Below are 13,221 nucleotides of genomic sequence, written 5' to 3'. Positions count from 1 at the left end.
ACTATGAAAAAGAAGCTTTTGTTTATAGCTCCAGGGTATTACGGCTTTAATGAAGTCGTATTTGAAGGATTAAAAAATTACAGTGATTATGAGGTAGTACATATTAACTCTACTCTTCCTTATCAATATAAAAACATCTATGAAAAAATCTATAATTTTTTCCTTAAAACATTTTTAGGTAAAAATTTAAAGAATATAAAAAGAAATGAACACATTCAATCTGTCATTAGTAGCTCATATTATGATGTATTGTTAGTTAATAGACCTGATGTATTAAGCAAAAAAGACTTTGATCTAGCAATAAAAAACTCTAAATACTCTATCGCTTTATTCTGGGACAGTATTCAAAAAATCCCATCTCAAGAAGAATATATTAATAAATTTAACATATGCTGTAGTTTTGATTCTGATGATTGCGAAAAATATAATCTAAAGCATGTTACAAATTTTTACTTTGTTAAAGATAAAGATTCAATAATAAAGTATGATGTGAGCTATTTAGCTACATATGATAAAAGAATAGAAGAAACCCTAATTTTTTTCAATTATTTTAACAGAAATAGTATTTCTGCAAAAGGTAGAATTTTCACGTATAAATCGACGCCTATCAAACAAAATCTACCAAAAACAATAGAAGTTATCAGTGAAATTATTCCTTTTTCAATATCTTACAGTTATTATTTGGACAGTAAAATTATACTGGATATAGCACATCCGCATCAAAAAGGACTATCTTTCAGACCTTATGAGGCAATAGGATTACAAAAAAAGCTTATTACAACCAATCAAGAAATCGTACATTATGATTTTTATAATCCTAAAAATATTCTAATCATCGAAAACATAGGAAATTTTAATATTCCACAAGAATTTATTACAGCTGATTATGAAGAACCTGCTGGGTGGATCAAAGAAAAATATTACATTAAAAACTGGATAAAAACGATACTTTCCATTAATGAAAACTAAAATATATTTCATCTGCCCAAATAATAAATTTGCCAGTGGAGGAGTTAAACAAATCTACCGTCAGGTAGAAACACTAAATAAAAATGGCTTTAGTGCATATATATTGCATAAAAAGATTGGCAAAAAAGACTCTTGGTTTAATATTGATGTACCTATCAAATACAGCCCACTTCTTTTTAAGAAATTAAAATATTTATATAAAGATAAAAGTATCAATTTTTTCAGAAAACTAACACTATTCTTACTACAACAAAGAAGCGAAAAAATTGGAAAAGATGCTATTCTTGTATTTCCTGAAATTTATGGACCTCAGATACATTCTATCGAACCTGATATTCCAAAAGTTATCTTCAATCAAAATTGTTACTATACTTTTGGATATTTTTCCATTTACGAAGATTACAAAATCAATCCTTATAATCACCCTAATACACTAGCAACTATTGTCGCATCAGAAGATGCTCTTTCTTACATGAAATTGGCTTTCTCAGCATCCAACATCTTAAAAATGAGGTTAGGAGTTGATCATAACATTTTTAATTATTCTGAAAATAAAGAAAAACAAATTTGTTTTATGCCTAGAAAGCTAGGTGATGATGTTACGCAAGTGATTTCTATATTAAAACAGAGAGGCTCTTTACATGGTTGGAAGCTTGTTCCTATAGATAACAAATCAGAGCATGAAGTAGCTGATATAATGAAAAAGAGTATTTTCTTTTTAAGTTTTAATCATAAAGAAGGCTTTGGATTACCTCCTGTAGAGGCAATGTCCTGTGGCTGTTATGTTATAGGATATAGGGGACAGGGAGGCAAAGAGTATTTCAAGGATGAATTCTCAAATTATGTTGAAGATGGGAATATTATTGAGTTCGTAGAAAAAATAGAAGAATCTATAAAAATATACGAAAAAGATCCTCATGAAATTTTACAAAAAGGAAATAGCGCTTCTAGTTTTATTTTAGAAAATTATAATATCGCAAATGAAGAAAATGACACAGTAACTATTTGGAATAAAATTATACCACAAGCCAATTATAAAAAGTAACAGGGGCTCATCTACATTTAGCAATAAGGTAAATTTACAAATTCAAAATATTGAACTTTAACAATCTTATTAAATATTCTATTTTTACAAAATAAATTAAAATTTGATGACTGAAAGTAATTTCGGAGTAAATATTAGCGGCTTTTTTAAAGCGGAAATTGGTTTTGGAGAAGCAATAAGGGGTAATATAAAGGCCTTTGAAGCAGTGTCCATACCTTATGTGGCTATAAACTTCAATCTTAATCTTCAAGATAGGTTAAATGACACCTCTTTAGAAAATCTCTCTGAACATCCGATTTATGATATAAATATTATACATATTAACCCAGATACTATACCTGCATTTTTTAAAGAAAAAGGTGCAGATTTTTTTAGAAACAAATATAATATAGGTTTTTGGGCATGGGAACTATCCGAATTCCCAGATAGTTACAATGAATATTTTGATCTTTTTAATGAAATTTGGACACCATCCTCTTTTTGTCAAAAGATAATAGCAGAAAAGTCCCCGATTCCTGTTATTAATATTCCTCATATTATTGAAATAAAAGAATCTGACATAGATAAAATCAAGAAATTTGATTTTAGTAAGGATAAGTTTACATTTCTTTTCATGTTTGATTACAATAGTCATCTGGAAAGAAAAAATACTATTGCTATCATAGATGCTTTTGAAAAGGCTTTTTCAGATAATGAGCATGTTCAATTAGTAATCAAAACGTCCATTCCGACCTATTTTCCTAAGGATAAGGAGACACTTTTAAACAGAATACAGCAGCAGAATAATATTATTATAATCGAAGAAATGCTAAGGAGAGAGCAGTTGTTATCTTTAATAGACCAATGTGATTGTTATATATCATTGCATAGATCTGAGGGGTTTGGATTAACCATTGCAGAGGCAATGGCTCTTGGAAAACCAGTAATTGCAACAGGTTATTCAGGCAATTTGGAGTTTATGAATATTAATAATTCATTTTCTGTAGAATATAAAATGGTAGAATTGACAGAGAATATTGGGCAACTACAAAAAGGCTTTTTTTGGGCAGATCCAAATATCTTGCATGCTGCTCAATTAATGAATTTTGTTTTTAGTCATACTAATGAGGCAAAAAAAATTGGAAAGAGAGCTCAAGATGATATGCAGAGTTTTAATTCTCTGTCTATAGGGCATAAGATGAAAAGACGATTAGAGTATATTCAAACTAATATGCTATCAAAAAAAACAGAAAATATAGAAAATAAAATTATGCTGATGAAATTGGAGTATCAAGCATTAGAAGACAAAAATAAAATTTTATTGGATAAAATCGATATTTTGCGTAACCTATCCTTTGTAAAAATAAAATTACAATTCAAAAATTTTAAAAATAAATTAACTGGTAAAAACAGAAAATATTTTTGGGAGGATTAATCAGCAAGAGTATCGTAAAAATCATTTTGCCTTTTTTGCCTTTCAAAATCTTTTGCATGGATTAAGCAAAGGTGGTAATCTTTTGGCATTTCTTTGATTCTTTTATATCCATAAAAAGTCTCGTGAACTCTATTTTTCCAGAATATTTTTTTATTGTTTTTAATAATTCTGGGTTGATAATCTGGAAAATTAATATACCCATCCTCATTTATTCTCCAGTTCATTTTTTGGATGTACTCATTTGTAATTCCTTCAACTGTATTGATCCTCGGCACAAAAAAACAATCTCCCTTCCTCTCTTTTCTTAAATAAGTCTTAAGTGTTCTTATAAGATCTTTAGTAGGATATTCATCTGCGTCAATTTGAAAAAGATATTCGCACTTGGTATATTTAATAAGATTATTTTTGAATGCCGCAAAATCATCATTCAATTTAGTTTCCACTATTTTAATATACGGTTTATAATTTTCTAATACTTCAGCCACTTTCTGATCAGGATTTGTTATGTCTCTCAATACAATAACTTCATCATTTTTATCAATTAAAGGTAACAAAGTATCTAAGAGCTTTTTTAGTTCTTTAGATTCATTGCACACAGTTATACCATAGGATATGGTAATAAAAGAACTAAATAAACGTGAAAGTATTCTCATAAGATTAATTATATATTATAGGATAATTAGCCGAAAAGTGAATGAAAAAATTGTTTTCAATAATGCGTTTTACAAAGTTTTTATACTGTCTTGTTGGATACAAACAATTTCCTTTTTTCTTATAATAATATTTTCTAAAGAATTTGGGAATATTTTTTTCACTAATTTCAACTTGATGACCAATTGCTGTTCCTTTTATCTTGTATAAAATCTGAGTATTAAATTTTGCAGGCAGCGCTTCAAACCAGTTGTTAATCTGAGAAAAGTAAGCAAAAGGAGTCTCTTCAAAACTATTTAATGCTCCTTGGTTATGATTTGAAAAATAATAGTTTTTATAAATGTCAGCTACTCTTTTTGGCCGGAAAACAAAAACACCTCCATTTATACTTCCCTGTAATAAAGGATGGGCTTCAAAATGGCGATCTGTAAAATATTTTTCACTCGTTTCCTCCAATATTCTTGGTATATGCCCCCAAGTTTTATCAAATTCTTCTGTTCCTCTTGGATCCAAAACGGCACCAAAATACTTGTCCTCCGGAAGAAAATCAAAAACAGACGGAGCTTCTTCTGAAATTACAATATCCAAGTCTAGAAACAGTACAATATCATAATTCTCTGTTTTTGAGGGAATCAATAATTTTTGAGATAAAAGAGGTCGAAAAAAAGTTTCATCTAAAGGCTTATCAATAATCACGATATCTGCCTCACATTTTTTGGCATAGTTTTCAAATTGAACTTTGCTTTTATTAAACAATTTCTGATATTTCTCTCCGACTATAAAAAGGCAGATTGCTTTTTTCATTTACAGCTTCAATTTTTATATGTTGCAAAAATACATTTTAAAAATAAACTGCTGTCAAGTTTTTTGACAGCAGTTTATTTATAGAATTAAATATTTATGTGACAACTATTAAATTAGTTCGTTGGAGCATAAAATTCTATCCCCTCATTAACCCAGTAACTAGATGGACCTAAGTTTGGAGATGTAGAAAGATAATGATCACCCGTATTCCTTGCCTTATAATTATAGATTGCAACTCTTCCTGCACCAGCTTCTTTATACGCATAAAAAGCAATCCCCATATACTCATTCCAATAAGAAGTCGGTTGTATAGTACTATTTTTTGAAAAATAATGCTCTGTTCCAGAAGTGCTCTTATAAGCATAAATAGGAACTGTATTTGGTGCTTTATATTTAAATACTCTAAATGTCGGTCCTTCGTTTGTCCAATAACTAGACGGTTGTAGATTAGTTTCAAAAGAGAAATAATGATCACTACTTGCATCATTTTTATAACCATACAACATTGATGTTGTAAAATCTAAAGACGCTTTGTTATCAATTAAATATTGATCAACATATGCCTTAAGCTGAGCTTTTTTAGCTGGATCTTTTACTAAATCATAAATAAGTATTAATCCATTATTACCAAAGTCCACTAAAACAGAATTGCTAGGCGTAGAACTGTTTTGCCAGTTTGAAAAGTTGATTTTAGGATTGCTTTGATCTAAATTTAAATCTCCCATCAATCCTTTTGACGGATCTCCCCCTCTTGTTTTGTATGCTAATTTTTTAGAATAATTTTTATTTGAACTTGAAGTATTTACATCATTGTCCACATTAGCATCAAAAATAGATGCCACTCCTACCTTAACTCCAACTCTAGCTGCATATTCACGATCTTCATTGGTCGTTTCAGATTGGAATAGGATATCCATTTTCGCTCCCGTATAAATATCCATTAATACGTGAGTCCCATAATCATTAACGATTTGTTGTGGAGTTTTGGTTTGTAAATCCTGTGTAAATTCTGGAGTTAAATAATTTGACAAAGCATCAACCGTTGAATTTAATCTTAATCTCTTCTGCTTGATAGTAAGATTATAACTTCCATAAATATACTTAGCATCAAATTTGTTATTATTTGTTACAGACAAATTAAAAGATGCTGAAAGAATTTTCTTAAATAATGGAAATCCTGCAGTAACTCCCACTTTAGTTGAAACCATTTTAGAATAAGATTCTGCATTTTCACCATATTCTTCTTTATATTCCTGAGTACCTACATTTTCAGCCACCAATCTAGCAGGTTGTTCAGCTTTTAATCTAGTTATATCAATTACCTGAAATCCTGCTGAATTAGCATTTGCATATTCGCCAGTTGCATTAAAACCATGCCCTAAAACATCATACACCCCATCTCCTGCAGATTTCCCAGCAGCTGAACGATTCAGACGATTCAGATTTTCCGGTGTAGTCTCATTATTAAGTTCTTCTGTAGAACATGAAGCTACAAAAAGTAATAGTATGGCACTAATGCAAAATGAAAATTGTTTTTTTATCATTTTTTAAAATTTTCTGCAAAGATAAAACTCTTTCCGTAGTGATAAAAAATAACCCCATGATATAAATCACAAAAAAAGGAATTTACAGCCCCATGCAACTACTTACAATAAATGAAATTATCATCACGATTCATTGAATTAAAGGAAAAAAAGTTAAATCGTAATTGCTTTTATTTCCATTTATTAATCATCATGATGGTTTTCTTAAAATTTATCCTAAAAATTTCAGTTAATTCCAACAAGAAAAAAAATAAATAGAGCACATGTACCATCTAAAAACTTTTACTATATGACAATCTTGGTTATATCCATCAAAAGGTTAATTTTATTTAATGCCACTTCAATTGGTTTTAAGTAAATTTGCACAAAATTTAAATTGATAATGGAGAAAGTAAGAGTACGTTTTGCTCCAAGTCCTACGGGACCTTTGCATTTGGGAGGTGTAAGAACCGCATTATATGATTATCTTTTTGCTAAAAACCAAGGTGGTGAATTTGTATTGAGAATTGAAGATACAGATACAGCGAGGTATGTAGAGGGAGCTGAAGAATATATTGAAGAAGCTTTAGAATGGTGCGGGATCATTCCTGATGAAAGTCCTAAAAAAGGAGGGAAATTTGCTCCTTATAGACAGTCTGAAAGAAGAGACATCTATGATAGGTATACAGAGCAGATATTAAAAACTGATTATGCTTATCTTGCTTTTGATACCCCTGAAGAACTGGACGCCATTCGTGCTGAGTATGAAGCAAAAGGAGATGTTTTCTCATATGACAACAAAACCAGAAATCGATTAAGAAACAGTCTTGCTCTTTCCGAAGAAGAATTGCAACAATTACTGGATGCAAAAACACCTTATGTTGTAAGATTTAAAATGCCAGTTGACAGGACTTTAAATCTTGAGGATATCATTCGTGGAAAATCATCTGTCAATACGAATACTTTAGATGATAAAGTTTTAGTTAAAAATGATGGAATGCCAACATATCATTTTGCTAATGTAATTGACGACCATGAAATGGAAATAACCCATGTTATTCGTGGGGAAGAATGGCTACCTTCTCTAGGCTTACATACTTTATTATATGAGGCAATGCAATGGGATGCTCCGCAGTTTGCTCATCTTTCACTTATTCTAAAACCAGAGGGGAAAGGAAAATTAAGTAAAAGAGATGGTGACAAATTCGGTTTTCCTGTATTTCCATTAGATTTCAAAGATCCGGAAACAGGAAACATTTCTAAAGGTTATAGAGAAAACGGATATCTTCCGGATGCTTTTATTAATATGGTTGCTTTACTCGGATGGTCTCCTGCTGATGATAAAGAAATCCTGCCTTTAGAGGAAATGATTAAAGAGTTTGATCTTCATAAAGTTCACAAAGCAGGTGCGAGATTCAGCAAAGAAAAATCTGAATGGTTCAACCATCAATATATTCAGTTAAAATCCGACAAAGAAATTTTAACGATTTTAAGAAATACAGATCTTGACATTTCAAATATTTCAGACGAAAAACTGATCAAAATAATTCATTTGATGAAAGAAAGAGCTACTTTCCCAAAGGACATTTATGAAAACGGAAAGTTTTTCTTTGTCGCTCCAGATTCTTATGATGAAAAGGCAGCTAAAAAAGCATGGAATGATGAAACTTCTGCAACATTGGGTGAATTAGCCAATGTATTCAATGGTACTGAGGTATTTGCAGCTGAAGTTTTAAAACAAACTGTCCATGATTTTGCCGAAAATAAGGGCTTAGGAATGGGAAAAGTGATGATGCCTCTTCGTTTAGCTTTAGTTGGAGAATTAAAAGGACCTGATGTCCCGGATATTTTAGAACTACTTGGAAAAGAAGAAAGTATAGCAAGAATAAACAATGCTATTAATAATTTTAAATAGAGTCTCATAATTTTTCATAAATTTGAAAGATTAAATTTACTTCAAGAATGGAATATTTAAGTTTCGAACTTCCTATAAAAGAATTAATGGATCAATACCAAACATGTTCTTTAGTAGGAGAAGAAAGTGGTGTTGATGTAAAATTAGCATGTAGTCAAATTGAGGACAAGATCATAGAAAAGAAAAAAGAGATCTATGGGAATCTTACTCCTTGGCAAAGAGTACAGTTATCTCGTCATCCTGATCGTCCTTATGCATTAGACCATATTAAAGGGATTACAGATAAAGGTAGTTTTCTGGAACTTCACGGAGACAGAAATTTTGCGGATGATCCAGCATTAGTTGGAGGCTTAGCTACCCTAGATGGTCATAAAGTGATGATCATAGGAACTCAGAAAGGGAGAACAACGAAAGAAAGACAGTTTAGAAGATTTGGAATGCCAAATCCTGAAGGATATAGAAAAGCTTTAAGGCTGATGAAATTGGCTGAGAAATTCCATATTCCTATTGTAACTTTGGTTGATACTCCTGGTGCATATCCAGGACTGGAAGCTGAAGAAAGAGGGCAAGGGGAAGCTATTGCAAGAAACATCTTTGAAATGGTTCAGCTGAAAACTCCAATTTTCACTTATATTATTGGCGAAGGAGCTAGTGGTGGAGCTTTAGGAATTGGTGTAGGAAACAAGGTATATATGCTAGAGAATACATGGTATACTGTAATTGCACCGGAAAGCTGTTCATCCATTCTGTGGAGAAACTGGGATCACAAAGAAGACGCTGCCAATGCTTTAAATCTTACGCCAAAAGATGCTTTACGAGAAAAGTTTATTGATGGTATTATTGAAGAACCTCTTGGAGGGGCACATTATGATCCAGAAACAGCATATCTGAACTTAAAAAGTTCTATTTTGCAAAATATAAAAGCTTTCTCGAAGTTTACAGGACAAGAACTTGAGACCCAGCGACAAGAAAAATTTATTGCAATGGGGCAATTTAAAGGATAAAATAAAAAAGGTTAAGAATGTTGATTCTTAACCTTTTTTCATATCTGTAATCAATCATTTTATTCAGCAGATACATTCAATTCTATTTCAATATCCTTACTTATCTTTTTGATTGAGGAATATTTTGCATCACAAACCATTGTTGTTAATACATACTCTCCTTTATCTATGAGAATAAAATTCTGCCCTTTTGCCGGAACAGTCAGATTGTAATATTTTTTTCCACTGATTTTTACTATTAAATTACAAGAAGACCTGTTTTTAATATTGATATACGCTTCATTTAAACTGGCATCATTACTGAAAATATGTGTCAACATTGCAGCTGTTCTTTTATTCTCCTCACTTGGTTCAGATTTCTTACTACCACTAATGCTTGCATAGTTCACTTTTTTCTCGGGCGATGTGGGTGCTGAGTTTACAGCTACAGTCTTTCCACTATTTAATTCATTGTTTTTAACAATCTTCTCAATCTTCTCTTTACTAATAGGTTTAATCGTTGGTTTTGCTTCCGGAGAATTATCTGCCATGATAATTTCGATTAGTTTTCTTTTGAAATAATCAGTCTTAGCATGATTTGGATTTTGCTTTAAAAAACCGGCAATAACTCTCGCTTCTTTTGAGCTTTCAGCGTCCTGCTCTGTGTATATGATGAGCGTTTCCTTTTCCACAACAGCCTTAGATTTGGCTCTTTTCTTTTTCTGAGAAAAACCAAGTGTAAAAATGCATAAAAATATAAGTAGAAAAATTTTTTTCATTAACGAAGCATTTAAATAAATTATTAAGTATTAAAATAACGTAAAAAGTCATTTTTTAGTTTGTCATTAAAATCATTATCTTTGCATTGCTCAAAAATAAACTAAAAAATCAAAAGTAATCTTAATAAAAAAAATAATAGATATTATGTCTTATACACCAGCTGCTGCAGACGTAGCAAAATTGAGAAACCAAACAGGTGCAGGTATGATGGACTGCAAAAAAGCTTTAGTTGAAGCAGAAGGAGACTTCGAAAAAGCAGTAGATATCCTTAGAAAAAAAGGACAAAAAGTTGCTGCTAACAGAGCTGACAGAGAATCTTCAGAAGGAGCAGTTATTGCTAGAGTAAACGAGGATAATACTTTAGGTGTTATTATCTCTTTAAACTCTGAAACTGACTTTGTTGCTAAAAACGAAGCTTTCATTGAATTAGCTTATGAATTAGCTGAAATGGCGATTTTTGCTGCTACTAAAGAAGAGCTTCTTGCTACTGATTTCCACGGAATCACTGTTGCTGATAAACTTATCGAGCAAACAGGAGTTATCGGTGAAAAAATTGAAATTGGTGCTTTCGAAAGAATTCAAGGTCCTTACCTAGGAGCTTACATCCATGCTGGAAACAAGATTGCTGCAATTACGTCTCTTTCTACTAAAGTAGATGGAGCTGACGAAGCTGCTAAAGCTGTTTCTATGCAGGTTGCTGCAATGAACCCTATCGCTCTAGACGAGACTATGGTTTCTCAGGAAACTATTGACAAGGAATTAGAGATTGAAAGAGAACTTCTTACTAAAGAAGGAAAACCTGAAAATATTATCGACAATATTTTGAAAGGTAAAATGCAGAAATTCTACAAAGAAAATACTTTGGTACACCAAGCTTTTATTAAAGATGGAAGCCAGTCTGTTGCTGATTATGTAAAATCTGTAAACGGAGATCTAAAAGTTACAGGATTTGTAAGAGTAAGCTTAAGCTAATCGAATCTTTTAAAAGAAACATAAAAATCCCGATGAAGTTTCATCGGGATTTTTTATTAGTGGTAGAAAAATCTAGAAATTCAATCAAAATTATATTTGAATTTAAAAGTGAGTATCCTTCATCAAGCTATATACTACGAAAAAGACTCAATAAAATTACAAGTTTTCTATTCTATATAGATTTTAATAAAGAATCAAGAATATTTTTTCACTTTCACTTATTATTTATTAATAATATATCAAATATTATTTTAAATTTGTAGAAATCCTAATTCCCAAGTTTATGAAAAGATTTCTACTCAGTTTAGTATTGGTTTTTTTTACAGTTAATACAGTCTTTGCACAAAGAGATACAGAACATTGGATAGCACCTTTTTATGCCAATTCCAATGTTGGCGAGTATACTAATGCCTTGTACCTTTCCACAGATTCAGTAACTCCTTTTGATGTGCAAATTTTCAGTGATAATGCCTTAGTTACTACACTTACAATTAGCAAAGGTGATCCAAAGGTTTATACTATTACTGATAATGATATAATTTCCGCCAGCACTCCTGCTGATGGTTTTAAAGTCATTAATAAAGGTCTGTATCTTAAGGGAGACAAACCTTATTATTGCAGTTTAAGAATGGCACAGAGTGCCCATGGAGAAATTATTACAAGTAAAGGAAAAGCTGGTATTGGTAAAGAGTTTTTTGTGGCAACCAGCCCAAACACTTCGACCAACACACTCTATAATTTTACAGCAGGAATTCTTGCTACAGAAGATAATACAACTGTTACGGTAACATGGAATGGCATAGGTGTAACCTTTTTTGGAGGAACACCTGCCGGGAATTCTCATACTTTTACTTTAAATAAAGGACAATCATTCTTATTTGCTGGTGATGGTGGAGTAAATGCAAACCTAACAGGATTTATTGGAGCTAAAGTAGTAGCAGACAAACCTATTTCCCTTACCAATGGAAGCTGTAATGGGAACTTTGGAATGGGAAGCCCGGGAGGCTCAGATCCTGTTCTCGATCAATCTGTTCCGGTAGAAAGACTTGGTAATACATTTGCTATGGTTAAAACCAGATCAACTGCTCCAAGTGAAAACATGGAAGGCGGGATTATTATCGCAGTAGAAGACAACACAGATATATTCCTAAATGGTTCCACTACAGCAGCAGCATCAATAAATGCGGGACAATGGTACAGAATTAATGAAACCAATTATGTAACACAAACTGGCGCCGGAACACATTCTAATATGTTTATTTCTACTTCTAAAAAAGTATATTTATATCAATTCGTAGCAGTTGGAAGCAGTAATGCAACCTGTGGATTTAATTATATCCCACCTTTAAACTGTTTTCTACCCAGAAAAATTGACGAAATCGGTAAGATTAACGAAATGCCTACTATTTCAACAAATACTATAGGTCTTAAATTAAATATTTTAACGGAGACTGGTGCAACTGTTTTAGTAAATGGAGCACCACCCACAGCGGCGCAAGGCCCTTATCCTTTAACCGGAAATACCCAATGGCAAACCTATGCCATTGAGGGAATTGCAGGAAATTTATCCATTACTTCTACCAAAGCTGTAACAGCAGGGGTAAATGGTGGTTTCAATACTGCAGGATATGGAGGATACTTTGCCGGATTTTCATCCATTCCTGTCATTGCTAAAAAAACAGGAGAGTGTATACCAGGTATTGTATTGGAAGTTGATGATGGATATGAAACCTACCAATGGTATCTAAATGGAGTTGCTATTCCTGGTGCTACAACCAATACTTACACGCCTACACAACCAGGAAATTATACTGTAAATGTAGGAATGGGAACATGCCCTACTGTAACAACACCAGTATATAAAGTTTTCAATTGTGTTAAGAATACAACAATTAATGTAAATGCTTGTGCTACTAAAGTAATCACACCTGCTTTTTCAAGTTCAACACAAACTCCTGTTCCAAGTACGGTTTCAATTTTAACAGCACCAACTCATGGAACAGCTACCATAAACGCTTCTACAGGTGTTATTACCTACAATCCCACATCTGGTTATTTAGGACCTGATGTCATTGTATATACATTCTGCGGAAATGCACCAGAATTCATTGACTGTGAAACTATTACGGTAAACTTAACGGTCATTCCTTTTATTGTAAGAGATG

11 protein-coding genes are annotated in these 13,221 nt (G+C 31.9%); 7 read left to right on the top strand and 4 right to left on the bottom strand.

Going from position 1 to position 13,221, the window contains the following annotated elements; translation table 11 throughout:
• Positions 1 to 3: 3 nt before the first annotated feature.
• The 3 genes from J7E44_RS07655 (at position 4) to J7E44_RS07645 (ending at position 3,428) form a co-directional block, all read left to right on the top strand.
• On the top strand, positions 4 to 969 hold the full coding sequence (locus tag J7E44_RS07655) for a WaaS/CpsH family glycosyltransferase (RefSeq protein ID WP_214827427.1): 966 nt from the start codon (positions 4 to 6) through the stop codon (positions 967 to 969).
• Entirely contained in the window at positions 959 to 2,014 is a 1,056-nt protein-coding gene (locus J7E44_RS07650) for a glycosyltransferase (protein ID WP_214827425.1), read from the top strand. Before J7E44_RS07655 ends, J7E44_RS07650 begins: the two co-directional genes overlap by 11 nt.
• 106 nt (positions 2,015 to 2,120) lie before the next feature.
• Positions 2,121 to 3,428, top strand: coding sequence for a glycosyltransferase (locus J7E44_RS07645; RefSeq protein ID WP_214827422.1), 1,308 nt, complete (start codon positions 2,121 to 2,123; stop codon positions 3,426 to 3,428).
• Here J7E44_RS07645 and J7E44_RS07640 read toward each other — a convergent pair.
• The 3 genes from J7E44_RS07640 to J7E44_RS07630 form a co-directional block, all read right to left on the bottom strand.
• A complete protein-coding gene (locus tag J7E44_RS07640) occupies positions 3,425 to 4,081 on the bottom strand; it encodes a glycosyltransferase (protein WP_214827419.1) in 657 nt (218 codons plus the stop codon). The two genes, J7E44_RS07645 and J7E44_RS07640, sit on opposite strands and share 4 nt — an antisense overlap.
• Positions 4,082 to 4,085: 4 nt before the next feature.
• On the bottom strand, positions 4,086 to 4,883 hold the full coding sequence (locus J7E44_RS07635; protein WP_214827416.1) for a glycosyltransferase: 798 nt from the start codon (positions 4,881 to 4,883) through the stop codon (positions 4,086 to 4,088).
• Positions 4,884 to 4,996: 113 nt separating this feature from the next.
• Positions 4,997 to 6,427: an MAC/perforin domain-containing protein gene (locus J7E44_RS07630; protein WP_214827413.1), complete on the bottom strand. Its 1,431-nt coding sequence runs from the start codon at positions 6,425 to 6,427 to the stop codon at positions 4,997 to 4,999.
• A 382-nt stretch (positions 6,428 to 6,809) separates the two neighbouring features.
• Here J7E44_RS07630 and gltX point away from each other — a divergent pair, with 382 nt between their 5' ends.
• Positions 6,810 to 8,321, top strand: coding sequence for a glutamate--tRNA ligase (gene gltX / locus J7E44_RS07625; protein ID WP_214827410.1), 1,512 nt, complete (start codon positions 6,810 to 6,812; stop codon positions 8,319 to 8,321).
• A 47-nt stretch (positions 8,322 to 8,368) separates the two neighbouring features.
• Complete coding sequence (locus J7E44_RS07620) at positions 8,369 to 9,325, top strand: acetyl-CoA carboxylase carboxyltransferase subunit alpha (protein WP_214827407.1); 957 nt, start codon at positions 8,369 to 8,371, stop codon at positions 9,323 to 9,325.
• Positions 9,326 to 9,384: 59 nt separating this feature from the next.
• Here J7E44_RS07620 and J7E44_RS07615 read toward each other — a convergent pair whose 3' ends face one another.
• Positions 9,385 to 10,083, bottom strand: a complete 699-nt coding sequence (locus J7E44_RS07615) for a DUF6759 domain-containing protein (RefSeq protein WP_214827404.1) — start codon at positions 10,081 to 10,083, stop codon at positions 9,385 to 9,387.
• A 145-nt stretch (positions 10,084 to 10,228) separates the two neighbouring features.
• On the opposite strand from J7E44_RS07615, the gene tsf reads away from it, so the two are divergent.
• Together tsf and J7E44_RS07605 are read left to right on the top strand one after the other, a co-directional pair.
• Positions 10,229 to 11,056, top strand: coding sequence for a translation elongation factor Ts (gene tsf / locus J7E44_RS07610; RefSeq protein WP_214827400.1), 828 nt, complete (start codon positions 10,229 to 10,231; stop codon positions 11,054 to 11,056).
• Positions 11,057 to 11,339: 283 nt separating this feature from the next.
• Positions 11,340 to 13,221 (top strand): Ig-like domain-containing protein (locus tag J7E44_RS07605; RefSeq protein WP_251040525.1); only part of this gene is annotated, 1,882 nt, incomplete at its 3' end.

Source organism: Chryseobacterium sp. ISL-6, assembly GCF_018613715.1.
Lineage (GTDB): Bacteria > Bacteroidota > Bacteroidia > Flavobacteriales > Weeksellaceae > Chryseobacterium > Chryseobacterium paludis.
This window is presented reverse-complemented; position numbering and strand designations above follow the sequence as displayed.